Below are 22,448 nucleotides of genomic sequence, written 5' to 3'. Positions count from 1 at the left end.
TGTCGACGGGTCCGTCAGCTTCGTCATCCGCTCCGAAGGTCCAGGCGGCCGGCTGAACGCTGAATCCGAGACCTGCGCATTCGGTGGCATGGGACGATAGAAGCGTGGAGACCACGACTTTCGCCGCGACCGACGGCTTCCCGCATACAGCCCTCGTCGGGGTCACCGGCCCCGACGAGACCATCGCTGTGCAGGGTGATCCGCACGCCGCGCTCGCGCTCGCCTCGGTGAGTAAGCCGCTCAGCGCATGGGGCGTGCTGATCGCCGTCGAACGCGGGCTCGTTGACCTTGATGAGCCCGCTGGGCCCGAGGGATCGACGCTGCTCAACCTGCTCGATCACACCAGCGGGCTGCCCTTCGAGGGTGAGCAGATCCAGGCATCCCCGGATACACGTCGTATCTATTCGAACGCCGGCTTCGACGCGCTCGGTGCGCACGTCGCGGCCGCCGCCGGAATGGAGTTCTCCGATTGGATGGCTCGCGAGGTCGCGCAGCCGCTCGGAATGCGCGATATTGATGTGACCGGGCGCCCATCCGCCGGCTACCGGGCGTCGATCGCTGATCTGCTGATCTTCGGCCGTGAGGTGCTGCGGCCTACGCTGATCCCCACAGCGCTCCGTGACCTCGCCCTCATGGTCTCGCGGCCAGGGCTGCGGGGAGTCGTTCCCGGTTACGGCTCATTCGACGATAACCAGTGGGGTCTGGGGTTCGAACTCAAGGGGACGAAGAGCCCGCACTGGCTGAGCGACTCGTTCGCACCAGAGACGGCGGGACACTTCGGAGGGCAGGGTAGTTTTCTTTTCATCGACCGCTCCCGGAACCTGGCCGCAGCGTTCCTGTCGGGGGTGGCCTTCGGCGAGGAGCATAAGCGCATCTGGCCGCCGCTCACCGATGAAATCGTCGCACGGTACGGGACGCACGCGAGACCATGATCGACGAGCCCATGACCGTCGTCAATGCCGCGGATCGAGACGCGCGCTCTCGCCGACGCACGTGGGTGACCGGCGGAGCACTGCTGCTGCTTACCGCGTTGGTCGGCTTCGTCGCACGCTTCGACCTCGCCCAGTTCCATTACTGGAACGACGTGTTCTGGGCTGTCGGAGTGCTCGTGCTGGTGATCGGGTTCGGCCGCGCCGGAAGCATCACCGGTCGACGGCCGTTGGCGACGATCGTGACGGTGCTGCAGTTGGTGTTCGCGAGTCCTCTCGCAGCCGGTTACCTCAGCAGCCTTGTGCCGAGCGACCCGGGTAATCCATACGCCGAGGAAGACGCGTGGATCGCAGTGATGTTCCCGTATTTTGCCGTTGTGCTGGTACTCACCGTCGCCGCTGTGATTCTGATCGGAATCGCGAATGCACTGCCTCGGCACTGGAGTTGGGCACCCGCCTTGGTGCTGGCGGCATCAGCCGCCTCGAGCGCAGCATTGAGCTTGTTCTCAGCGGGCGACGGAACGCTCGGCATTGTCACCCGGATGCTCTACGAGGTCCCCGGGGTCGGAATCGCATTGCTCGGGGCGCTTGCGATCGTGCTCGGCCTCCGTGCGAAGTGGACTCGCTGACTTAACCGGTGAGGGTGATGGCAGCGTAGCCGTCGCCGCCGGCCTCGGTCCAGGCGAGCGTGCGAACCAGGATGCCGCGGAGCACGTCCAGATCGACCTTCTCGAGGTCCTTGATGTACAGGCATCCCTTGCCGACCGTGTGCGGGCCGAGCTGGGCGAGTGCGTCGCTGTGCCGGTCGGTGCTGTCGAGATAGATCGTCGATGCGCTCTTGCGTGGGGCGAACGCGAGGACGGGCATGTCGCCTTCGCTGCCGGTGGGATAGCGGTAGTGGCAGCTGCCGAACCCGATGATCGTGCCCCAAAGAATCGGCTCGCGACCAGCGATCTCCTGAAGAAGAGACGTCAGCGTCTCGGCATCCCGCCGTCGGCGCTCGGGCGTGACGGCCGCGATGAACGCGCCGACGCTTTCGCCGGTGGGTTTCACTTAGCCGCCTTCACGGCGGCCTTCATCGCCTTCTTGTGCTCGCGCACTTTCGTGAGCGACTCCGGTGAGACGATGTCGGCGACGCTGCGCAGCGACCCCTCCTCGCCGTAGGGAGCGGATGCTTCGCGCCAGCCATCGCCCGTGAAGCCATACTGCTTGCCGAGAAGTGCGAGAAAGATCTTCGCCTTCTGCTCGCCGAAGCCTGGCAGCTTCTTCAAACGGTTCAGCACTTCCGCGCCGTCCGGGTTGCCCTGCGTCCACAGTGCCGCGGCATCCCCGCCCCATTCATCGACGAGTTCGTGGCAGAGCGTCTGCACCCGTGCGGCCATCGATCCGGGGAATCGATGCACAGCCGGCGTCTGTTTGAACGCCTCGAGGAAAGCTTCGGGATCCATGCCGGCGATGGCTGCGGCATCCACTGCACCGGTGCGCTGCTCGATCTTGAGTGGACCGGCGAACGCGGTCTCCATCGGCACCTGCTGATCCAGCAGCATCCCGACCAGCAGCGCCAGCGGGTTGTCGGTGAGCAGCGTATCTGCGGCGGTGTCTCCGGTGATGTGCAGGGCCATGCGTTCTATCCTCTCTCACGACCGGATGTCGGTGCGCCGACGCAGAGTTGGATTGGCGAGTCCGCTGCGAAAGGGGCGCCATCCCAGCCGCCGAAGCGCTCGACCAGCCGGAGTCCGGCGTGTTCGAGAAGTACTGGCAGCTCCTGGGGGAAGATGCTCCGCACCTCGAGCGACACCTTCTGGAAGTCGGGTTCCGAGTCTGTCGAGAAGTACCACGTTCCGCGAGTCACTTGCGCGGCGGCATCGTAGGCGTCGTCGACGTCGACCTGGACGTCGCCGCGGTCGGGATCGGTAAAAGAGGTGCGCGGGCGCCGCATCCCGTCGGCGCCAGCCAGAAGCCGCACGTTCGGATTGAAGACGTCGAATGCGAATCGCCCGCCAGGTGCGAGGTGCCGCCTGACTGCGCGAAAGCACTGCACGATGTCGTCGGCGTCGTGCAGGTGCAGCAGGGCGTTGGCCGCGATGAAGATGAGGTCGAACTCGCCGCCCAGGTCGAAGTCGCGCATGTCGCCTTGCAGCCACTCGACTGACACGCCTCGCTCATCGGCCTTCCGGCGCGCCTCGGCCAGCATGTCCGGCGACAGGTCGAGTCCGACGCTCGGGTGCCCATCGGCCGCGATCGGTATCAGCTTGTGCCCCGTGCCGCATCCGAGTTCGAGCACGCGCCCTCCCTTGCCGTCGGCTTCGGCGCGGTAGAAATTGACTGCCGCTTCGTCCGCCGGAAACAGCAGATCGTACAGTCTCGCGTCCGAGTACAACTCCTGTGTCATTCGGGCCTCCTGGGCGCCCATGCTCTCACGACTGTGTCAGAGTGTGCGCTGACGCGGTTCGGGGGAGTCACGCTCACCGCATGGTTAGCGCACCTGCTGGTCCAGCAGCATCCCGACCAGCAGAGCCAGCGGGTTGTCGGTGAGCAGCGTGTCGGCGGCGGTGTCTCCGGTGAGGTGAAGGGCCATGCCCATAGTCTCTCGCATCGACGCTGGACGAGCCAGCCTCGCGACTGGGCTGGTCTCCGGAGGTGGAGATTGCAGGACATTGGCCCCCTTTCCCGGAATCCATCGGCGCGATATCATCATGATATGAGCGAAATGTTGCGCGAGTTGCGCGAGCGAGCTGGGCTCAGCCAAGCGCAGCTCGCGTCGCGCAGCGGTGTTGCGCAGCCAAACATCGCTGCTTATGAGTCTGGGCGGCGGAATCCGTCGAAGGCAATGGTCGATAGATTGCGGTCGGCCATGCGCCCCTTGCCTCATGAGGCGCTCGAACAGCATCGTGACGCACTAAAGGAGCTCGCTGCGGAGTACGGGCTGAACAACGTGCGAGTGTTCGGCTCAGCCGGGCAGGGCACGGACACCACGCAGAGCGACCTCGATATTCTTGTCACCCGTTCGCCGAACGTCGGATTGCTGACGATCGCTGAGTTCTCCTTCGCCGCCGAACAGTTGCTCGGGGTTCCGGTCGACGTGGTCACAGACGGAGGGCTCCCCGCTGATCATCCGATCCTCCGGTCAGCGGTGGCCGCGTGAGCGATAGGGACGAACGGTCGCTGCGTGAGATCGTGCGGTTGTGCGACAACGGCATGCGGCTCGCCGGTCGAGGCCGCGAGTGGTACGTCTCGGATGATCTCAATACACCGGGGCTTGCGGCCGAATCGATCATCATCAAGGTTGGTGAGAATGTCGCGCGGTTGAGCGATGAAACGATCGTCGCGAACCCGCGGGTGCCCTGGTCGAGCATCAAGCGCATGCGCGATCGGCTCGCGCATCACTACGAGGCGACCGATTACGACGCGGTGTGGGCCACACTCAACGTCGATCTTCCTCGCGTGCGTGCAGCGATCGCATCGATCCTCGCCGAAGTGACCGATGATTGACCACAGCTCTGCATCGCTGGACGAACCCGTCAGAACGAGATCGGCGGCAGGTCCCCTTCGCGGGCGACCTCGCCGTCATCCCAGGTGAATGTCGAGGTGGCGGAATCGAACGGGCCAGCACTTGAGCCACCATCGGGCACCCACTCCCAGGTGACTTCGATTGCATCATCGGCGGTGCGAGTCACCTGAGGCATGCGACCGTAGATCTCTTCTGTGGCGGTGCCGGTGTACTCACCCTCGTGGAACAGCATGATTGCGAACGGGAAGCCGGCGAGGCAGCAGTCGGTCAGCGGAACAACGGCCCACGAAAGGGTTGCGCAGGCGTCATAGGTTTCGGCGGCCCATCCCATGAGGTCGCGGGCATCCCAGGCACCGGATGGCGCGGTGGGCAATCCAGCCGATGCCGCAGCAACAGCCTGGGCGCCGGTGACATCCGCACAGGTATCGGCGGTGATCTCAGGAGCCTCCGCGCGCACGAGCATAACGGCGGTCTGGCCGTTCCAGATGCGGTCGGTGTCGGGCAGATCGGCGCCGGGATAGTACTCGGGGGTGCCGCCCGGGAGCTCGGTACCGGCGGGATAGTAGTCGCCGAACGGGGCGCCGATCATGGAGAACCCGAAGCCGCCGCTTTCGAGCGATGAAGGGGAACCGTGCTCGGCAATGTTCGCGACGGTGCCGTCGTCGTACGTTGCGTTGGGTAGAGCGATTGTCACGCACAGCTCTTCGGTCGGGCTTTCGGCCGTGGGGCACCAGCGACCAGTGGCATCTTCGGCGGACGGCTCTGGTGCCACGGTTGGCGTCGGCGACGCGGACGCAGTCGGGGTCGCGGGCACATTCGCGGCCGAGGTTGTTTCGGGAGTCGCAGGCGCGCAAGCCGTGAGGCCAAGAGATGCGGCACCGATTACAAGAAGTGTAAGGACGCGGGACAGGGCTGCGTTTAACGGCACAGGATCACTCCGAGGTGTTGGCGGACAACCTTGCCACGTTAACACGCGGATCAAGCCGTCTCAGTCTTGGAGGCGGCGTGCTCAGGCGATTTTGGATGCCGTGGCGTCCGCTGCTGCCGGAGCGATGCCGTAGATCGTTTCCAGAGCCGTGGTGAACTCATCGCCGCGTCCTTCGGCGGCCAGCTCGTGAGCGCGCGTGGTCGGTGTGTGGGTCAGAACACCCGCGAGGTGCCGCATGGCCTGCTCAACTCTGCCGTCTTCGTCGCCGCGGGCGCGCGCACGATCGATCTCGGCCTCCATCAGGGCGAAGATGTGCGAGCGGAATGCGACAACCGACCCGGTGACGCTCTGGCGATCGCCGACGACGTTGAATGTGTCGGCGGCTTCGCGAACCACCGAGCGCGCCGCATCCGTCGCCTGTAGCTCTTCGAGTGGCGCGTGCAGACGAATGGTCTCGAGATCCAGTAGCGCGACACCCTCGAGACCGGCGACCGCGGGGTCCACGTTGCGGGGCATGCCGAGGTCGATCACGAGTTGGGAATGCTGTCCCATCGGGCATCCCGCTGGCACGGGGCCGGTCGGTGCCTGCAAATGCTCCGGGCCGAGAACCGGCTCGGTCGCCGTCGTGCAGGTGATCAGCAGACTCGAAAGCGATGCCGTACGGGCGTAGTCCTCTTCGGCGACCGCAGCGATGTCATGTTTCTTCGCGAAGAGTTCGGCGCGGCCAGACGGCGAATAGACGGAGATGTTCGTGGCGCCGCGCTCACGCAGGGTGGCGAGTGTGACGGCGGCATAGGCACCGGTGCCGACCAGCAGTACGCGCTCGGCAGACCAGTCCGCGATGCGGCTGTCGGCCAGCTCGAGCGAGAGTCGCACGAGGGAACGGCCGGCGCGGCCGAGGGCCGTAACATTCTTGACCTTGCGCTGAGCCTGACTTGCGCGCTGGAACAGTCGCTCGAGTTCGGGCGAGGTGGTGCCGTCCTTGCGTGCCGCGTTCAGCGCGCGGCGCACCTGGCCGGCGATCTCGCCCTCGCCGGAGACGACGGACTCCAGTCCGGATGCCACGGCGAACAGGTGTTCGGCGACGCGGCGTCCGGAGTGCACGGTGTAGGCGCCGTCGAGTTCTGAGGCGGGGATACCGGCTGACTGCTCGATCGCCTCGAGCACCGCTTCGACGCCCACAGCTCCGGCAGCGGTCAGTGGCTCATCGACCTCGACGTAGGCCTCGAATCGGTTGCATGTCGACACGACGACAGCACCCTGTACGCATGGAGCGATGCGCAGAAGGTTCGGCGCAACGTCATCAGGGGTGCGGCTCAGTCGTTCGAGCATTTCAAAGGAGGCGGTCTTGTGGCTCGCCGTCACACACAGCAACACGCCACCATCTTACGTCGAGTACCAAAGAGCCAGCTGAAAGGACGGTTCTCGCGACTGAATGGGAGAATGTCGACATGCCTTCCTCTCACGCCCCGTTGTTGCGCGCGCTCGCCGGAGATCGACCCGAGCTGACCCCCGTCTGGTTCATGCGTCAGGCCGGCCGCTCGCTCCCGGAATACCGAGAGCTCCGCGTCGGCACTCGGATGCTGGATGCCTGCCTCACCCCTGACCTCGCGGCAGAGATCACGCTGCAGCCCGTGCGCCGTCACGGCGTCGATGCTGCGGTGTTCTTCAGCGACATCGTCATCCCGTTGAAGCTGGCCGGCGTCGATGTCGTGATCGAGCCTGGCCGAGGCCCGGTGTTCGCAGAGCCGGTGCGCACCCGTGCCGACGTCGACAAGATCACCGCGATCGACCCCGACTCGCTCGACACCACCGCGATCACCGAGGCCGTGCGCATCGTCACGGCCGAGCTGGGTGACACCCCACTGATCGGTTTCGCCGGTGCACCGTTCACCCTGGCCGCCTATCTGGTCGAGGGTGGACCCTCCAAGGAGCACCTGCGTGCCCGCGCCATGATGCACACCGATCCCGAGGCCTGGAACCGTCTGGCCGGCTGGCTCGCGCGCGTCTCTCGACGATTCCTCGAAGCGCAGCGCGATGCGGGAGCTGCGGCCCTGCAGCTGTTCGACTCGTGGGCAGGCTCCCTCAAACCCGCCGACTACCGCACCTTCATCGCGCCACACTCGACAGCCGCGGTCACCGACCTCGGCGTCCCCGTGATCCACTTCGGCGTCGGCACAGGGCCCTTCCTCGATGACATGCGCCTGGGCGGCATCGCATCCGCTGTCGGCGTCGATTGGCGTCAGCCGCTCGACGAAGCGGCCCGTATTCTCGGCCCCGACGTCACGCTGCAGGGCAACATCGACCCGGCTCTGTTGTCCGCGCCGTGGGACGTGCTCGAAGCGCACGTGCTTGACGTGCTGGAGCGCGGTCGTGCCGCTCGCGCTCACATCGTCAACCTCGGCCACGGTGTTCCACCCGAGACCGACCCGGCCCAGCTGACCCGCATCGTTGAGCTGGTGCACGCGCGCTCGGAGGGGGCGCAGGCATGACCGAAGAGGCAGCCGATCTCGCATCCCGTGCAGCTCAGCGCCACGTCGTCGTCATCGGTGGCGGTATCGGCGGGCTTGTTGCAGCGCGTGAGTGCGTCAAGGTCGGGATGAGGGTGACTCTCATCGAGGCATCCTCCGCTCTTGGTGGTGCGATCCGTCGCGCTGAGCTCGACGACGTGGTGGTGGATGCTGGCGCCGAAAGCTACGCGACTCGCGGCGGGCACGTGCGCACGATGCTCACGGAGCTCGGCCTGACTGATCTCATCGTGACCCCGAATCCGGCGGGTGCCTGGCTGGTCGGTGCCCCCGGCGTGGACGCGGCACCGCTGCCCAAGGGTGGTCTTCTCGGCATCCCCGCGAATCCGTTCGCTGACGATGTCCGCCGCATCATCGGCTGGGGTGGCGCGTGGCGTGCGTATGTCGACCGTCTGCGTCCGCCGCTGACCATCGGCAAGGAACACAGTCTCGGAAAGCTCGTAGCGACGCGGATGGGCGACAAGGTGCGTGACCTGCTGGTCGCGCCAGTGACAGCAGGGGTCTACTCGGCGCACCCCGATGACGTCGACGTGGAGATCGCTGTCCCCGGGCTCAATGAGGCCCTCACCCGTGCCGGATCGCTCTCTGGCGGCGTCGCCCAGTTGCTCGCGGATCGCACCGGCGGGGCGAAGAAGGCACCTGGATCCGCAGTCGAGGCGCTGGCCGGCGGCATGAGCACACTCGTGGATGCGCTGGCTGCGGATCTGATCGAGCTCGGCGGCGTGATCCGCACTGGCGTGGAAGTAAATGCGCTCGAGCGCCAGGGCGACGGCTGGACGGTCTCCTGTCCCATGCCGTCCGACGGCGCAGAAGACGCCAAGACCGCTCCCAAGGACGCACCAGAGCCCGCTCCGGAGGCCGTCATCGAGACGCTCTGGGCGGATGCTGTCATCATCGCGACCGCAGAGCCCAGCGCCCGCGCGCTCCTGGCCGGTCAGGTCGGCGGGCTCGGCGACGCCGGTGACGCCCCACAGATCGAGATCGTGAGCCTGCTGCTCGACGCGCCCGCACTGGATGCTGCGCCGCGCGGCACCGGCGTGCTGACCGCTCCGGGCAGTCACACCGCCAAGGCACTCACACACGCCACGGCGAAGTGGGGGTGGCTGCGCGAAGCCGCGGGAAATCGGCACGTCGTGCGGGTCTCTTTCGGATCTCAAGGTGAACCTGCAGCGACAGCTCAACTCGATGATGATGCCGCGGCCCGCCTCGCGCTGAGTGAGGCCTCGGCCCTGCTCGGGGTGCCGCTACCCGCGTCAGCGCTCATCGCCTCACACCGAGCGCAGTTCACGCAGTCGCAGCCGGCATCCCTCATCGGAGCGGTGGACCGTCGACGCGAGGTGCGCGCTGCTGTGCAGAAGGTCGACGGTCTTGCCGTTGTGGGTGCGTGGCTGGCCGGCACTGGCCTCGCACAGGTCATCCCGGATGCGAAGCAAGAGGCTGATCGCCTTCGTCGCGCCTTGCTCTGGAACTGAACGCACGCCGGTTGTCCAGGCCTCCGATGTGTCGATGCCGTTTTCGGCATATGGCGTTACGCTGGTAATCCTGGCCGCCGGTGTCTACGCCAGCGGCTCGACCGGAACAACGTGAGGAGACCCCATGAAGGGGAAGATCGGACTCGTCGTCGGACTCGGCGTCGGATACGTACTCGGCACGCGCGCCGGACGTGAGCGCTACGAACAGATCAAGACGCAGTGGTTGAAGCTCTGGCACCTTGACCCCGTGCAGAATCAGGTCGCCAAGGTCAAGGGCTACGTCGGTGAGAAGGCCGCGGCTGTCCCCGGTGCCGTCTGGACCGGCCTGGTCAAGGTCGCCAAGGCAGCCGGCAACGCAGACACTCCCGGCAAGAAGCTCGACTCCGCCATCGTCGCCGGCAAGAAGGTCGCATCTGACCTCGAGGATGCGGTGGAAGACGCAGTAGACGAGGCCCAAAAGAACGCAACGGCCGCGAAGAAGAAGGCGGCGGCGAAGAAGCCTTCGGCAGGCTCAGCGAGCGGCAAGAGCGGCAACTGACATGGCCCGCGGATATCGTGACCGTGCAGACGACAGCCTTCTGACGCTGCTCGGCGACCTGCCCGACCTCGTCAGCAAGCTCGTCAAAGCCGAGATCGACGCGGCCAAAACGTGGATCTCTCGCACCGCGAAGGATGCCGGAATCGGCAGCGTCTGGTTCCTGGTGGCGCTGTTCTTCCTGTTCTGGCTCATCCCGATGATTCTCGTCTTCGCCGTTGCCGGACTGTCCTCCTGGTGGCCGGTGTGGCTCTCAGCGCTGGCGGTGATCGGCCTGCTGCTGCTCTGCCTGATGGTGTGTGCAGTGCTGGGGCTGCTGAAGTTCCGCAAGGTCCTGCGCCGGGAGAACCCTGGCCAGGCTGTCGCGACCGATATTCGACTTGTGAAGGAGGCCGGCGATGACACTCTCTGACCAGAACCTGCCCCGCACCGCCGTTGCCCCCGGGATCACTGATCCCGTGGCATCCGCTCGTGCAGAGCTCAAGGCGGCGCTTGCCGCGATCGAGGTCAAGGGCAACTTTCCCCGGCGCATCGAGAAAGCGTCCACGCGGGGAGCAGCTAAGGCTCGCGCTTTCGCCGACCGCAACCCGGTCGCTGCTGTCGCTGCTGCCGTCGGCATCGCTGCGGCCGCAGGCGGACTCGTCTGGATGATCGCCCGCACGCTCGCGCGCTGACTGCTCCCGACTGCAACGCATTCGCTCCTGCCTCCAGAAAGAGGCAGACTGGATGCATGTCCGAAGCAGCAGAAGACAACCCGTCCGGCTTCACTCTCTGGGCGGTGTGGCGCCGCAACCCGGATGCGCCCGTGATCGAGACGGATGCCACAGAGCTGGAGACGATCTCCGGTTACATTGAGGACTCCGGCGTCACCATCCGCGGCTTCTACGATGTCTCGGGTCTCAAGGCTGACGCCGACCTCCTGGTCTGGTTGCACGGCGACACCGCAGAAGACCTGCAGAAGGCGCTGCGGCGCCTGCGCCGCACTGAGCTCCTGCGCACGCTTCTGCCCGTCTGGAACGTCATGGGAGTTCACCGTGACGCCGAGTTCAACCGCGCGCACGTACCGGGGTTCCTGCGTGGTGTCGAGCCCAAGGGTTGGCTGTGCCTGTATCCGTTCGTGCGTACGCCGGAGTGGTACCTCGTCCCGGATGAGGAGCGTCGCGCGATGCTCGCCGACCACGGTCGCAAGGGCGCCGCGTTCACGGGCGTCGTCGCGAACACCGTCGCGGCTTTCGCGCTCGGCGATTACGAGTGGCTCCTGCCGCTCGAGGCTGATGACGTCACCGAGCTCGTCGACCTGATGCGCGACCTGCGCTACACCGAGGCTCGCCGCTTCGTGAAGGAGGAGGTCCCGTTCTACACGGGACGCCGCCTCCGTTTTGACGAGATCGCGGACGTTCTCCAGTAGGCATCATGACTACTCCGATCCTTCAGCGCCCGATCCGTCTGGGCACACGCCGAAGCGCCCTCGCTCTGGCCCAGTCCGGTCACGTCGCCACCGCACTCGAGAAGATCTCCGGACGCAAGGTCGAACTCGTCCCGATCGTTTCCGAGGGTGACACCAACAGAGCATCGCTCTCCGAGATCGGCGGGCTCGGCATCTTCGCCACCCGCCTACGAGAAGCGCTGCTGGCCGGTGAGTGCGACATCCTCGTGCACTCGCTCAAAGATCTGCCGACGGATGTGCCGGCCAGGTTGCTCATCGCGGCAACCCCCGTTCGCGAAGACGCCCGTGATGTCGTGATCACCCGCGATGGCACGCCGCTGCACCAGCTGGCAGCCGGCGCGAAGGTCGGCACGGGCTCACCGCGCCGTATCGCGCAGGTGCATCGCCACGCGCCACGCGCCGAGGTCGTCGACATCCGAGGCAATGTCGACTCGCGCCTGGCGCGGGTGGAGTCTGGTGAGTTGGATGCCGTGATTCTCGCCGCTGCCGGGCTCTCCCGCCTCGGTTCGGAAACGTCCCTCGCGCGGGAGTACCTGAGCCTGGCCGAGTGGCCCACAGCTCCGGGACAGGGCTCTCTTGCGGTCGAGACGACAATGGATGCTTCCGCTGAGCTGCTCGCGGCACTTGCACAACTCGACGATGCTGACACGCGGCTCGCCATCACCGCGGAGCGCGGCATCCTCGAAGGTTTGGATGCCGGATGCCAGGCGCCGATGGCCGCCCACGCGGTCGTGACCGGCGACTCCATTCACGTGCGTACAGCCGTCTACGCGCCCGAAGGAGAGCGGCAGATCGGCCTCGACGTCACTGAATCCCTGAGCCGGGGGTATATTCGTCTGAACGGCAGTGGCAATGGAGCGGATACTGCCGATGGTGCGGACCCGAATCACGCAGCACGCGAGATCGGACTTTCTGTCGCCCGTCGGCTGCTCGCACAAGGGGCGGCTGAACTCGTCTCCCGAGAGCAACTCTGATGATCAGCACACCCGAAACGAACCATGAGAAGCCGTTGACCGGCTGGCGCGTCCTCGTTCCGCGAGGAGGCCCCTGGGGCGACGGCGTCGCCGCGAGCCTTCGTGCGCAGGGCGCAGTGCCCGTTGTCGCACCCCTGATCAACTTCGGACCCACGAACGATCAGGTGGCGCTGGACGACGCTCTGGAGAAGCTCGCTGCCGGCGAGTTCGATTGGCTGACGGTTACCAGCGCGACGACCGTGGACGTGCTGTTCGCGCATCGCGCTGCCGTGCCGAAATCGACCAAGATCGCGGCGGTCGGTGAAACCACAGCGGCCGCGCTTCAAGCGGTCGGCTACGAGGTTGCGCTGGTTCCGGAGCGAGACAATTCGGCCGAAGGCATGGCCGAGCAGCTGATCGGCCTCGAGCCGGAGCCGCGCCGCATCCTGACTCTGCGCAGTGAGATCGCAAAGCCGGTGCTCACGCGCTCGCTCATCGATGCCGGCCATGACGTCTCGAGCGTCGTTGCCTACCGCACGGTCGGGGTGCCGGTCACCGATCGCATCCGCCGCGATGTCGACAGCGGACGCATCAACGCCATCCTCATCACCAGCGGCTCGGTCGCACAGCAGGTGCGCGAGCAGTTCCCCGACATTCCTGACGACACCCTGCTGGCAGCCATCGGCCCTCGCACGGCCAATGACGCACGCAAGGCAGGGCTGCCCATCACGGTGGTGGCAGACAAGCAGACCGTGGATGCGCTCATCGATGCCGTCTCGCACTTCACCCTTCCGCACGCGGCCGATGAGTTCGCGCCGTGAGTTTTCCTGAGATCCGCCCGCGCCGGCTTCGCCAGTCGCTGGCCGTGCGGAACCTGGTGCGCGAGACGTCGCTCGAGGCACGTCATCTCGTGCTTCCGATGTTCGTGCGCGAGGGGCTTAATGAAGCCGTGCCGATCAGTTCGATGCCCGGCGTTGTGCAGCACTCGATGGAGTCGCTCCGTCGGGCAGCGGTCGAGGCGGCAGAAACCGGCGTCGGCGGTGTGATGCTGTTCGGTGTTCCCGCCACGCGCGATGCGATCGGCTCTGGTGCCGATGATCCGAACGGCATCCTGAACCTGGCCGCCGCCGCTCTCGTCGAAGAGGTCGGTGATGCACTCGTCGTGCAAACCGACCTGTGCCTCGATGAGTTCACCGACCACGGTCATTGCGGAGTACTGGCCGCCGATGGCTCGGTAGACAACGACGCGACACTTCAGCGGTATGTCTCGATGGCGCTCGCGCAGGCGCGCGCCGGTTCTCGCCTGCTTGGCCTGTCCGGGATGATGGACGGCCAGGTCGCGGCAATCCGCCAGGGACTCGACCGTGAGGGCTTCACCGACACACTCTTGCTCGGCTATGCGGCGAAGTACGCGAGTGCGTTCTACGGACCCTTCCGTGAGGCCGTGGATTCGCAGCTGCAGGGCGACCGCCGCACCTACCAACTCGACCCAGGCAACCGACGCGAGGGGCTGCGTGAGGCGCTCATCGATGAGGCCGAGGGTGCGGACATCGTGATGGTGAAACCGGCCATGGGGTTCCTCGACGTGCTGCGTGAGGTACGCGATGCCGTGCACATTCCGGTGTGGGCGTACCAGATCTCCGGCGAGTACGCGATGATCGAGGCCGCCGCAGCCAACGGCTGGATCGATCGTGAAGCTGCCGTGCTGGAGTCACTGCTTTCCATCCGCCGCGCCGGCGCGGACGCCGTGCTGACGTACTGGGCGACCGAGGCCGCGCAGTGGCTTCGTGACTGATCCGGTTTCCTGACTGATCCGGCTTCCTGACTGATCCGGTTTTCCTGACTGAGGAGCTCCTGATGACTGACCGCAACGACGACCTGTTCACCGCCGCACAAGCCGTAACCCCAGGAGGGGTGAACTCACCGGTGCGGGCGTACGGCTCCGTCGGCGGGACGCCTCGGTTCCTGGCATCCGCCAAGGGTGCAACGGTGACGGATGCTTCAGGCATCGAGTACATCGATCTCGTGGCCTCGTGGGGTCCGGCGCTGCTAGGTCACGCACATCCGGAGGTCGTCGCCGCCGTGCAGGATGCCGCGACCCGCGGACTGTCGTTCGGCGCGCCCACCGAAGGCGAGGTGCAGCTGGCACGGATGATCACCGAACGCGTGCGACTCGGCGACCTCGCACCCATCGAGCGGGTACGCCTGGTCTCCACCGGCACCGAGGCGACGATGACGGCGATCCGTCTCGCGCGCGGCGTGACCGGACGCGACCTGCTGGTGAAGTTCGCCGGTCACTATCACGGCCACTCCGACGGGCTTCTGGCCGAAGCGGGCTCCGGCGTCGCGACGCTCGCTCTGCCCGGCTCTGCCGGTGTGCCAGCGCCGATCGCCGCGCAGACACTGGTGATCGGTTACAACGACCGTGCGGCGCTGGAGACTGTCTTCGCCGAGCATGGCGACCGCATCGCGGCTGTCATCGTCGAAGCAGCTGCGGCCAACATGGGAGTCGTCGCCCCCGAGCCGGGCTTCAACCGCTTCATCGCCGATACCGCGCACGCGCACGGCGCGCTGATGATCCTCGACGAGGTGCTCACCGGATTCCGCGTGCACCACGCCGGGTACTGGGCGCTGCAGGCATCGCTGGGCGAGGAATACCTGCCGGACATCATCACCTTCGGCAAGGTCATCGGCGGGGGCATGCCGCTGGCGGCACTGGGCGGTCGCGCCGAGGTCATGGACCAGCTCGCGCCGGTCGGCCCGGTCTATCAGGCAGGAACCCTGTCGGGTAATCCGCTGTCGGTCGCGGCAGGACTTGCAACGCTGCGCCTTGCGACACCAGCGGTCTATGCCAGGGTGGATGCTGCCGCAGCCCGCGTCGCGAACGCCCTCGATGCTGCGCTCACTGACGCAGGTGTCGTGCACGCGGTGCCCCGCGCGGGCAACCTCTTCGGTGTCGTCTTCGCCGCGGAAGCCCCCCGCAACTATGCGGAGGCGCTGGCGCAGGAGTCGTTCCGCTACCCGCCGTTCTTCCACGCGATGCGCGAGCAGGGTGTCGCCCTGCCGCCGAGCGTGTTCGAGGCCTGGTTCCTCACCGCAGCCCACGATGACGAGGCCTTGACGCGTATTGAGCGTGCGCTGCCTGCGGCAGCCGCTGCGGCGGCATCCGCCCGGTCATAACTCTTGGCGCACTGCCACAACATGATTGTTGTGGCTCTGTGAGCAAGTTGCCGACCGTTTATCGGGTGTCGCTGGCAGACTGGAACAATGGTGACGCTGCTCCTGGATCAGACACAGCTGGAGGTTGTGCTCTCACCGGTCGAGCGCGCGGCGACATTTCACCGTGAGAACCTGCGGATCTCTCGCGACACGATCACCAAGGTGCAGTTGACGGATGACGCCTGGACCTGGCTCCGCGGCGTTCCGGGGCCAGGGACGCGGATCCCGGGCCTGATCGCCGCCGGCACCTGGAAGGCCGCTGCCACCACCGACTTCGTCATGCTCCGGGGTCGTCGACCGAGTGTGATCATCGACCTGGAGGGTGATGAGCACTTCGACCGACTCATCTTCACCACGCGTCACGGACTTTCGCTGACTCAAGCGCTGCGACTCGACGTTTCAGACAAGCCGGTCGATGTCGTAAAGATCGCGAGCACCGCACCGATTCCGGTCGTGAAGGGGCGCCAGCGCCCGGTGATCAGGCCGCGTCCGGCGTGACGTCAGCGCTGGTCGCCTTCAGTCACGTCATCGTCTGTAGCGACGTCATCGGACGCTTCGACGGCTTCGACGGGTTCGACTGTCTCGTCTGATTCAGGCGCGGCGGACGCTGCGCCTTCGGTGCCAGATTGCGGCGCCGGCGAGGAGAACACGCTCGCCATAGCGGCGAGGCCGGCAAGGCCGGGAAGGGGACGATCGGCTTCGGCGGGGTCAGTCTCGGTCTCTTCTGCAGGCTCAGCGATCGGCTCCGGAGCTTCGACGGGTTCGGCGGCCTGCTCGGGTTCGGCGGCCTGCTCGGGTTCAGCGGTCGGTGCATCGATGATCGGCAGAGCGGTCGTCGCATCCGCCACCACGGGCGTAGCGGGCGGCACGTAGCGGTCGTTCACCAGATCGAGGAAGACATCTTCAAGTGTCGGGCCGCGCTGCTGCAGCGTGGTGAGGGCGACTCCGGCGCGAGCGGCGATTGCGCCGATCGTCGCAGCGTCGCTGCCGCGCACCGTGAGCCCTGAACGCAGCACCTCGACCTCGAAGCCCGCTTCGTGCAGCGTGGTGGACAGTGCAGAGCGGTCAGCGGCATCCACCACAACCGGTCCCGTTCTCGGGTCGGCGAGGTTCTCCATGGTGTCGGCAAACTTCAGCTCGCCGCGTGCGATGACGAGGATCTCGTCGACGGTCTGCTCGATCTCCGAGAGCACGTGAGATGAGACCAACACTGTGCGGCCTTCATCAGCGAGACGACGGATGAGAGTGCGCATCCAGCGGATGCCCTCAGGGTCGAGCCCGTTCGCTGGTTCATCGAGCACGAGCACACCCGGGTCGCCCATCAGCGCGGTGGCTGCGCTCAAACGCTGACGCATGCCGAGCGAGAGAGCGGCGATGCGGGTCTCGACGTCTGCGCCGAGCCCGACAAAGGAGATGAGTTCGCCGACGCGGGCGAGCGGGATGCCATTGGCCTTCGCCGCTGCGCTGAGATGACGCTCGACCGTGCGACGGGGGCGGAAACCGGGGTCTTCCAGCATGGCGCCGATGACACGTGCGGGATTGCGGAGGTCCGCGTAGCGAGTACCACCGATCGTGGCACTGCCAGATGTCGGTCGCTCGAGTCCGAGAAGCATCCGCAGTGTGGTGGTCTTTCCTGCGCCGTTCGGGCCGAGGAATCCGGTTACGACACCGGGGCGAACTCGTGCAGAGAAGTCCGAGACGGCAGCGACGGCGCCGAAGCGCTTGGTCACGTGGTCGAACTCGATCAACTGTCCGTCGGGCATCCGGGGCCTTTCCTGCATGGTCTTTCCCCCTATCCTGCCGGAAAACACGCAGAATCTCGCGTTGGGAGTGCGCAGACTGAGCAGAACGGTCGATGTAACGTGGCTTGCGTGACTGACTTCGACGAGGCATCCGCTGTTCTGGTTCGCACCGAGGGAGCGCTCGGACGGCTGACGCTGAACCGGCCGAAGGCGATCAACGCGCTCAATATCGACATGATTCGACAGCTCACGGCCGCGCTTGTCGCCTGGCGGCATGACACCGACATCGACATCGTTGTCATCGAAGGCGCGGGGGATCGCGGGCTATGCGCGGGCGGTGACGTGCGGGTGCTGTACGACGAAATCACTGCGGGCCGCCCGGAGGGAACCGTCGACTTCTTCCGCTCGGAGTATGCGCTTAATCTCATGATCGCCGAGTATCCCAAGCCCGTCGTCGCCTTCGCGGACGGCATCACCATGGGAGGCGGCATCGGTCTCGCAGGCCACGCGGCGATCCGCATCGTCACCGAGCGCAGTCGTCTGGCGATGCCGGAAACGCGAATCGGATTCACACCCGACGTCGGTGGGACGCTCCTGCTCGGTCGCGCGCCGGGTCGGATCGGCGAGTACCTGGGGCTGACCGGCGGCACAATGTCAGGCGCGGATGCCATCTATGCCGGATTCGCCGACCACTATGTGCCGTCGCAGCACCTGCCCGAACTGCGTGAGGCGCTGGGCAAGCGCGCTGATCCGACGAGCCCGGCCGAGCTCGTGCTGCTCTTCGATGAGACACCAGAGCCCTCGGTGCTCGTGGAGCAACGGGAATGGATCGACGAGGTGTTCTCGGCAGACACAATCGGTGAGATCATGCAGCGGCTGTCTGCGCGGCCGGAGCCTGCGGCATCCGCCGTGGCCCAGACGCTCGCCGAGCTGTCGCCGACCGGCCTCGCCGTCACACTCGATGCTGTGCGTGAGGCGCGCGAGGGCGATCTGCGCGAGGCGCTGATCGGCGAGTACCGCCGAGTGCTCTGGTTCGGTGCTGAGCACCCTGACCTCGTGGAGGGGATCAGGGCGCAGTTGGTCGATAAGGATCGCTCGCCGAAATGGCAGCCGGCGACGATTGCCGACCTCGCGCCGGATGCCACGGCTGCCGCCCGCGCGTACGTGCCGGAGGTGGCACTGTTCGACTGACGCGTTGTCGGTTCTTGTTGTACCGGGTGGAGAAAACCGGGTGTCATCTGCGGATCGTTTCGCCCTGAGCGGATAATTCGGCCGAACCGTTCTCAATGTCCGAGGTCCGTGACACGCTATCTTGTGGCCGCTTCGGCCCCTCTCCCACAAGGACGTCTCATGCTCGGAAAACTCCTCGTCCGCTACCTCTCAAAATATCGGTGGCTGCTCGTCGGCGTACTGGTGTTCCAGTTCGCCAGTGCACTCGCCACGCTCTACCTGCCCCGTCTGAACGCCGACATCATCAACAACGGCGTTGCGCAGGCAGACACCGGCTACATCTGGCGTACCGGCGCGTTCATGCTGCTCGTCTCGCTCGGTCAGATCGTGTGCGCGATCATCGCGACCTACTTCGCGGCGAAGGCGGCCATGAGCGTCGGACGTGACATCCGCGCCGACGTGTTCTCCCGCGTCAGCGGCTTCTCCGAGCGAGAGGTCTCGCATTTCGGAGCCGGTTCGCTGATCACCCGCAACACCAATGACGTGCAGCAGGTGCAGATGCTGGCGATGATGGGCGCGACGATGCTCGTCACCGCGCCTCTGCTCGCGATCGGCGGCATCATCATGGCCGTTCAGCAGGATGTCGGACTCAGCTGGCTGATCGCCGTCTCAGTGCCCGCCCTGCTCATCGCCGCCGTGCTCGTCATCGGCCGCATGGTTCCGCTGTTCCGCCGCAACCAGAAGCAGCTCGATGCGATCAACCGGGTCATGCGCGAGCAGCTCACCGGCGTGCGGGTCGTCCGCGCATTCGTGCGCGAAACCATCGAAGAAGAGCGCTTCCGTGACACGAATACCGCTCTCATGATCCTCGGTCGCAAGATCGGTTCGCTCTTCGTTCTGCTCTTCCCCGTGTTCATGCTGATCCTCAACGTCACCGTGGTCGGCGTGATCTGGTTCGGCGGTATCGAGATCAACGCGGGCAATGTCGAGGTCGGCACGCTCTTCGCCTTCATGCAGTACATCGGCCAGATCATGATGGGCGTCATCATGTCGAGTTTCATGGCGATGATGATCCCGCGCGCTGCCGTCTCGGCCGAGCGCGTCGGCGAAGTGCTCGACGCCGATTCGAGCATGGAACGACCGGAGAACGGAGTGATCGAGTTCACTGCGCCCGGCACAGTCGCGCTCGAGGACGTCGAGTTCACCTACCCGGGTGCAGACGCACCTGTGCTGTCGGGCGTCACATTCAGTGCCAATCAGGGCGAGACGGTCGCGATCGTCGGCTCCACCGGCGCCGGAAAGACCACACTCATCTCGCTCCTTCCCCGGCTGTTCGACGTCACGGGCGGCACAGTCAAGGTCAACGGAGCAGACGTGCGCGAGGCCGATGTCGAGGCACTCTGGAAGAGCATCGGGCTGGTGCCGCAGCGACCATTCCTGTTCACCGGAACGGTGGCATCGAACCTTCGGTACGGCCGAGAAGAGGCCACTGACGAAGAACTCTGGCACGCACTCGAGATCGCGCAGGGACGCGACTTCGTCGAGGAGATGCCGGACGGCCTCGAATCGCGTATCGCCCAGGGCGGTACGAACGTCTCAGGTGGGCAGCGGCAGCGACTCGCGATCGCCAGGGCGATCGTGCATCGGCCGCAGATCCTCATCTTCGATGACTCGTTCTCAGCGCTTGACCTGACAACAGATGCCAGGTTGAGACAGGCGCTGTGGCGCGAGTTGCCCGAGGTGACGAAGATCGTCGTCGCACAGCGTGTGTCGACGATCACTGATGCTGATCGGATCGTCGTTCTGGAAGGCGGCACGATGATCGGTGCCGGAACCCACGAGGAGCTTCTCGCTTCGAATGAGACCTACCGAGAGATCGTCGAATCGCAGCTGGGGGTGGACGCATGAGTACGCCGGAACAACTCACCGCAGAAGAACAGTACGAGGCAGAGCTCGCCGATGCGGCGCGCCTGGAGGCGGGTGGCTGGGATGCCCCTGCCCCGGGGAAGGCCGACAACTTCGGCAAGAGCTTCGCCCGGATGATCGGGCTGCTCAAGCCCTCCGCCCTCGCTTTCGTCTTCGTCTCGGTCCTCGGCGCGATCGGCGTCCTGCTCACGGTGGCTGCGCCGAAGGTTCTCGGCGAGGCGACCAACATCATCTACGAGGGCTTCATCTCGAAGACGCTCGGCGACAACGGTGTTCCCGCCGGAACGTCGCAGGAGCAGGTCATCGAGATACTGCGGTCGCAGGGTCAAAATGACTTCGCGAACATGGTCGCTGCCTTCACCGACTTCCAGGTCGGCGCAGGCATCGACTTCGAACGGCTGCGGGGGATCATCATCGCGGTGCTGGCGATCTACGTCGGCGCGGCGCTGCTGACCTGGATCCAGGGCTACGTCATCAACGTGATCATGGTGCGCACCATGTGGCGCCTGCGTGAATCCGTCGAGGCGAAGATCAACCGTCTGCCCCTGTCGTACTTCGACAAGGTGCAGCGCGGTGAGCTGATCTCCCGTGTCACGAACGACATCGACAACATCACGACCGCGATGCAGCAGTCCCTCTCGGGCGCCGTGACATCGGTGCTCACCGTCATCGGCGTGCTCGTGATGATGTTCACGATCTCGTGGCAGTTGGCGCTCGTGGCGCTCGTCGCACTTCCCCTGATGGGCGTCATCTTCGGAGTCATCGGGCCGCGCTCTCAGAAGGCGTTCGGTATGCAGTGGCGCAAGGTCGGTCGACTCAACGCCAGGGTCGAGGAAGCATTCTCCGGCCACGCACTGGTCAAGGTCTTCGGTCGCGAGAAGGACGCCCTCGACCAGTTCCAGGCTGAGAATGAAGAACTGTTCCAGGCGAGCTTCAAGGCGCAGTTCCTGTCGGGCGTCATCATGCCGGCCATGACATTCGTCGGCAGCCTGACCTACGTCGGCATCGCCGTTCTCGGCGGACTGATGGTCGCGAGCGGTCAGCTCCGACTCGGTGACGTGCAGGCGTTCATCCAGTACTCGCAGCAGTTCACACAGCCGCTGTCGGAGCTGGGTGGTATGGCGGCCGTCGTGCAGTCCGGCACGGCGTCGGCCGAGCGGGTGTTCGATTTCCTCGATGCCGAAGAGCAGGAGCCGGATGCGGAAGACGCACCCGCCCTGCGCAAGGGCGACGGCGCAGATGGAGGCGGCGTGATCGAGTTCGAGAACGTGTCCTTCTCCTACACGCCAGAGCGTCCGCTGATCACGGATCTGTCGTTCCGGGTCGAGCCGGGACAGACCGTCGCGATCGTAGGGCCGACCGGCGCGGGTAAGACCACGCTGGTAAACCTCATCATGCGCTTCTACGAGCTCGACTCGGGCCGCATCCTGCTTGACGGACAGGACATCGCCGCGGTCACGCGCGACGATCTGCGTTCGCGCACCGGCATGGTGCTGCAGGATCCGTGGCTGTTCGCCGGATCCATCCTGGAGAACATCCGATACGGTCGCGCCTCTGCGAGCGATGAGGAAGTGCTCGCTGCGGCCAGGGCAACCTACGTCGACCGCTTCGTGCATGCGTTGCCGGATGGGTACGAGACGGTGCTGGAAGAAGACGCAGCCAACGTCTCTGCCGGTGAGCGCCAGCTCATCACGATCGCACGTGCGTTCGTGGCACAGCCGTCGATCCTCATTCTTGATGAGGCGACGAGCGCCGTCGACACCCGCACCGAGCTGCTGGTGCAGCACGCCATGGCGGCGCTGCGACAGGGGCGTACCTCCTTCGTGATCGCGCACCGCCTGTCGACGATCCGCGACGCCGATCTCATCCTCGTGATGGAACACGGCGACATCGTCGAGAAGGGCTCGCACGAGCAGCTCATCACGGCACAGGGTGCGTACTGGCGGCTGTACCAGTCGCAGTTCGAGCAGGCCGCGACCGACATCGACGCGGAGGAAACCCTCACCGGTTCCATCCCGGTCATCGTCACCGGTGAGGCCGGGGTCGAGGCTGAGGCCGAGGCGCAGGTCTGAATCTCTGAGGTCTGAG

At 65.7% G+C, this 22,448-nt stretch carries 24 protein-coding genes and 1 pseudogene; 18 read left to right on the top strand and 7 right to left on the bottom strand.

What is annotated here, in order from left to right:
* Window positions 1-104: 104 nt before the first annotated feature.
* Both ACSU04_RS09425 and ACSU04_RS09420 read left to right on the top strand, forming a co-directional pair.
* Entirely contained in the window at window positions 105-932 is an 828-nt protein-coding gene (locus ACSU04_RS09425) for a serine hydrolase domain-containing protein (RefSeq protein WP_439289221.1), read from the top strand.
* Complete coding sequence (locus ACSU04_RS09420) at window positions 929-1,558, top strand: hypothetical protein (RefSeq protein ID WP_439289220.1); 630 nt, start codon at window positions 929-931, stop codon at window positions 1,556-1,558. The genes ACSU04_RS09425 and ACSU04_RS09420 overlap by 4 nt, the downstream gene beginning before the upstream one ends.
* A 1-nt stretch (window position 1,559) precedes the next feature.
* On the opposite strand, the gene ACSU04_RS09415 is transcribed toward ACSU04_RS09420, so the two are convergent.
* The 4 genes and pseudogenes from ACSU04_RS09415 to ACSU04_RS09400 form a co-directional block, all read right to left on the bottom strand.
* Window positions 1,560-1,982 (bottom strand): DUF1801 domain-containing protein, encoded by a 423-nt coding sequence (locus ACSU04_RS09415; protein WP_439289219.1) that lies wholly within the window; start codon window positions 1,980-1,982, stop codon window positions 1,560-1,562.
* Complete coding sequence (locus ACSU04_RS09410; RefSeq protein WP_439289217.1) at window positions 1,979-2,551, bottom strand: HhH-GPD-type base excision DNA repair protein; 573 nt, start codon at window positions 2,549-2,551, stop codon at window positions 1,979-1,981. Before ACSU04_RS09410 ends, ACSU04_RS09415 begins: the two co-directional genes overlap by 4 nt.
* 5 nt (window positions 2,552-2,556) lie before the next feature.
* Window positions 2,557-3,321, bottom strand: coding sequence for a methyltransferase domain-containing protein (locus ACSU04_RS09405; protein ID WP_439289215.1), 765 nt, complete (start codon window positions 3,319-3,321; stop codon window positions 2,557-2,559).
* Window positions 3,322-3,411: 90 nt separating this feature from the next.
* Window positions 3,412-3,507, bottom strand: a pseudogene (locus ACSU04_RS09400) (HhH-GPD-type base excision DNA repair protein); the annotation flags it as partial.
* 123 nt (window positions 3,508-3,630) lie between these two features.
* Between ACSU04_RS09400 and ACSU04_RS09395 the strand changes: the two are divergent.
* Complete coding sequence (locus ACSU04_RS09395) at window positions 3,631-4,074, top strand: helix-turn-helix domain-containing protein (RefSeq protein ID WP_439289214.1); 444 nt, start codon at window positions 3,631-3,633, stop codon at window positions 4,072-4,074.
* Entirely contained in the window at window positions 4,071-4,421 is a 351-nt protein-coding gene (locus ACSU04_RS09390; RefSeq protein WP_439289213.1) for a HepT-like ribonuclease domain-containing protein, read from the top strand. Before ACSU04_RS09395 ends, ACSU04_RS09390 begins: the two co-directional genes overlap by 4 nt.
* Window positions 4,422-4,450: 29 nt before the next feature.
* On the opposite strand, the gene ACSU04_RS09385 is transcribed toward ACSU04_RS09390, so the two are convergent.
* Entirely contained in the window at window positions 4,451-5,134 is a 684-nt protein-coding gene (locus ACSU04_RS09385; protein ID WP_439289212.1) for an LppP/LprE family lipoprotein, read from the bottom strand.
* A 315-nt stretch (window positions 5,135-5,449) separates the two neighbouring features.
* Window positions 5,450-6,745: a glutamyl-tRNA reductase gene (locus tag ACSU04_RS09380; protein ID WP_439280165.1), complete on the bottom strand. Its 1,296-nt coding sequence runs from the start codon at window positions 6,743-6,745 to the stop codon at window positions 5,450-5,452.
* Window positions 6,746-6,819: 74 nt separating this feature from the next.
* On the opposite strand from ACSU04_RS09380, the gene hemE reads away from it, so the two are divergent.
* From hemE to ACSU04_RS09325, 11 genes are all read left to right on the top strand, one after another.
* Window positions 6,820-7,860, top strand: coding sequence for a uroporphyrinogen decarboxylase (gene hemE / locus ACSU04_RS09375; protein WP_439289211.1), 1,041 nt, complete (start codon window positions 6,820-6,822; stop codon window positions 7,858-7,860).
* Window positions 7,857-9,368, top strand: a complete 1,512-nt coding sequence (locus ACSU04_RS09370; RefSeq protein ID WP_439280167.1) for a protoporphyrinogen/coproporphyrinogen oxidase — start codon at window positions 7,857-7,859, stop codon at window positions 9,366-9,368. Before hemE ends, ACSU04_RS09370 begins: the two co-directional genes overlap by 4 nt.
* A gap of 124 nt (window positions 9,369-9,492) precedes the next feature.
* Window positions 9,493-9,906, top strand: a complete 414-nt coding sequence (locus tag ACSU04_RS09365) for a hypothetical protein (protein ID WP_439280168.1) — start codon at window positions 9,493-9,495, stop codon at window positions 9,904-9,906.
* Between the two features lies 1 nt (window position 9,907).
* Window positions 9,908-10,315 (top strand): phage holin family protein, encoded by a 408-nt coding sequence (locus ACSU04_RS09360; protein WP_439280169.1) that lies wholly within the window; start codon window positions 9,908-9,910, stop codon window positions 10,313-10,315.
* Complete coding sequence (locus tag ACSU04_RS09355; RefSeq protein WP_439280170.1) at window positions 10,302-10,577, top strand: hypothetical protein; 276 nt, start codon at window positions 10,302-10,304, stop codon at window positions 10,575-10,577. Before ACSU04_RS09360 ends, ACSU04_RS09355 begins: the two co-directional genes overlap by 14 nt.
* A 56-nt stretch (window positions 10,578-10,633) precedes the next feature.
* Entirely contained in the window at window positions 10,634-11,311 is a 678-nt protein-coding gene (hemQ, locus tag ACSU04_RS09350) for a hydrogen peroxide-dependent heme synthase (RefSeq protein ID WP_439289210.1), read from the top strand.
* A gap of 5 nt (window positions 11,312-11,316) precedes the next feature.
* Window positions 11,317-12,324, top strand: coding sequence for a hydroxymethylbilane synthase (gene hemC / locus ACSU04_RS09345; RefSeq protein WP_439289208.1), 1,008 nt, complete (start codon window positions 11,317-11,319; stop codon window positions 12,322-12,324).
* Window positions 12,324-13,124: a uroporphyrinogen-III synthase gene (locus ACSU04_RS09340; RefSeq protein WP_439280173.1), complete on the top strand. Its 801-nt coding sequence runs from the start codon at window positions 12,324-12,326 to the stop codon at window positions 13,122-13,124. The genes hemC and ACSU04_RS09340 overlap by 1 nt, the downstream gene beginning before the upstream one ends.
* Window positions 13,121-14,098 (top strand): porphobilinogen synthase, encoded by a 978-nt coding sequence (gene hemB / locus ACSU04_RS09335; RefSeq protein WP_439289207.1) that lies wholly within the window; start codon window positions 13,121-13,123, stop codon window positions 14,096-14,098. Before ACSU04_RS09340 ends, hemB begins: the two co-directional genes overlap by 4 nt.
* Window positions 14,099-14,160: 62 nt before the next feature.
* Window positions 14,161-15,483: a glutamate-1-semialdehyde 2,1-aminomutase gene (locus ACSU04_RS09330; protein ID WP_439289206.1), complete on the top strand. Its 1,323-nt coding sequence runs from the start codon at window positions 14,161-14,163 to the stop codon at window positions 15,481-15,483.
* A gap of 87 nt (window positions 15,484-15,570) precedes the next feature.
* Window positions 15,571-16,020, top strand: a complete 450-nt coding sequence (locus ACSU04_RS09325; RefSeq protein ID WP_439280176.1) for a hypothetical protein — start codon at window positions 15,571-15,573, stop codon at window positions 16,018-16,020.
* 2 nt (window positions 16,021-16,022) lie between these two features.
* Here ACSU04_RS09325 and ACSU04_RS09320 read toward each other — a convergent pair whose 3' ends face one another.
* Window positions 16,023-17,285: an ATP-binding cassette domain-containing protein gene (locus ACSU04_RS09320; protein ID WP_439289205.1), complete on the bottom strand. Its 1,263-nt coding sequence runs from the start codon at window positions 17,283-17,285 to the stop codon at window positions 16,023-16,025.
* Between the two features lie 108 nt (window positions 17,286-17,393).
* Here ACSU04_RS09320 and ACSU04_RS09315 point away from each other — a divergent pair, with 108 nt between their 5' ends.
* The 3 genes from ACSU04_RS09315 to ACSU04_RS09305 all read left to right on the top strand — a co-directional run bounded on the left by ACSU04_RS09315 (window position 17,394) and on the right by ACSU04_RS09305 (window position 22,432).
* A complete protein-coding gene (locus tag ACSU04_RS09315; RefSeq protein WP_439289204.1) occupies window positions 17,394-18,455 on the top strand; it encodes an enoyl-CoA hydratase/isomerase family protein in 1,062 nt (353 codons plus the stop codon).
* Between the two features lie 159 nt (window positions 18,456-18,614).
* Window positions 18,615-20,342: an ABC transporter ATP-binding protein gene (locus tag ACSU04_RS09310; RefSeq protein ID WP_439280179.1), complete on the top strand. Its 1,728-nt coding sequence runs from the start codon at window positions 18,615-18,617 to the stop codon at window positions 20,340-20,342.
* Window positions 20,339-22,432 carry an ABC transporter ATP-binding protein gene (locus tag ACSU04_RS09305; RefSeq protein WP_439289203.1) on the top strand — a complete coding sequence of 698 codons (2,094 nt, stop codon included), beginning with the start codon at window positions 20,339-20,341 and terminating at the stop codon, window positions 22,430-22,432. The genes ACSU04_RS09310 and ACSU04_RS09305 overlap by 4 nt, the downstream gene beginning before the upstream one ends.
* Window positions 22,433-22,448 lie beyond the last annotated feature (16 nt).

It is taken from the genome of Microbacterium sp. A84 (genome assembly GCF_051842815.1).
Classification (GTDB): Bacteria; Actinomycetota; Actinomycetes; order Actinomycetales; family Microbacteriaceae; genus Microbacterium.
The sequence above is the reverse complement of the archived record's forward strand: the minus strand, read 5'-3'. Positions and strand labels throughout refer to the sequence as shown.

What these genes read in the sequence shown, in the direction of transcription:
- ACSU04_RS09405 (WP_439289215.1), bottom strand. Translation starts at nt 3,321, where the DNA reads ATGACACAGGAGTTGTACTCGGACGCGAGACTGTACGATCTGCTGTTT.
- hemC (WP_439289208.1), top strand. Translation starts at nt 11,317, where the DNA reads ATGACTACTCCGATCCTTCAGCGCCCGATCCGTCTGGGCACACGCCGA.
- ACSU04_RS09325 (WP_439280176.1), top strand. Translation starts at nt 15,571, where the DNA reads ATGGTGACGCTGCTCCTGGATCAGACACAGCTGGAGGTTGTGCTCTCA.
- ACSU04_RS09310 (WP_439280179.1), top strand. Translation starts at nt 18,615, where the DNA reads ATGCTCGGAAAACTCCTCGTCCGCTACCTCTCAAAATATCGGTGGCTG.
- ACSU04_RS09410 (WP_439289217.1), bottom strand. Translation starts at nt 2,551, where the DNA reads ATGGCCCTGCACATCACCGGAGACACCGCCGCAGATACGCTGCTCACC.
- ACSU04_RS09340 (WP_439280173.1), top strand. Translation starts at nt 12,324, where the DNA reads ATGATCAGCACACCCGAAACGAACCATGAGAAGCCGTTGACCGGCTGG.
- ACSU04_RS09420 (WP_439289220.1), top strand. Translation starts at nt 929, where the DNA reads ATGATCGACGAGCCCATGACCGTCGTCAATGCCGCGGATCGAGACGCG.
- ACSU04_RS09330 (WP_439289206.1), top strand. Translation starts at nt 14,161, where the DNA reads ATGACTGACCGCAACGACGACCTGTTCACCGCCGCACAAGCCGTAACC.
- ACSU04_RS09355 (WP_439280170.1), top strand. Translation starts at nt 10,302, where the DNA reads ATGACACTCTCTGACCAGAACCTGCCCCGCACCGCCGTTGCCCCCGGG.
- ACSU04_RS09395 (WP_439289214.1), top strand. Translation starts at nt 3,631, where the DNA reads ATGAGCGAAATGTTGCGCGAGTTGCGCGAGCGAGCTGGGCTCAGCCAA.
- ACSU04_RS09365 (WP_439280168.1), top strand. Translation starts at nt 9,493, where the DNA reads ATGAAGGGGAAGATCGGACTCGTCGTCGGACTCGGCGTCGGATACGTA.
- ACSU04_RS09360 (WP_439280169.1), top strand. Translation starts at nt 9,908, where the DNA reads ATGGCCCGCGGATATCGTGACCGTGCAGACGACAGCCTTCTGACGCTG.
- ACSU04_RS09320 (WP_439289205.1), bottom strand. Translation starts at nt 17,285, where the DNA reads ATGCCCGACGGACAGTTGATCGAGTTCGACCACGTGACCAAGCGCTTC.
- hemE (WP_439289211.1), top strand. Translation starts at nt 6,820, where the DNA reads ATGCCTTCCTCTCACGCCCCGTTGTTGCGCGCGCTCGCCGGAGATCGA.
- ACSU04_RS09305 (WP_439289203.1), top strand. Translation starts at nt 20,339, where the DNA reads ATGAGTACGCCGGAACAACTCACCGCAGAAGAACAGTACGAGGCAGAG.
- hemQ (WP_439289210.1), top strand. Translation starts at nt 10,634, where the DNA reads ATGTCCGAAGCAGCAGAAGACAACCCGTCCGGCTTCACTCTCTGGGCG.
- ACSU04_RS09370 (WP_439280167.1), top strand. Translation starts at nt 7,857, where the DNA reads ATGACCGAAGAGGCAGCCGATCTCGCATCCCGTGCAGCTCAGCGCCAC.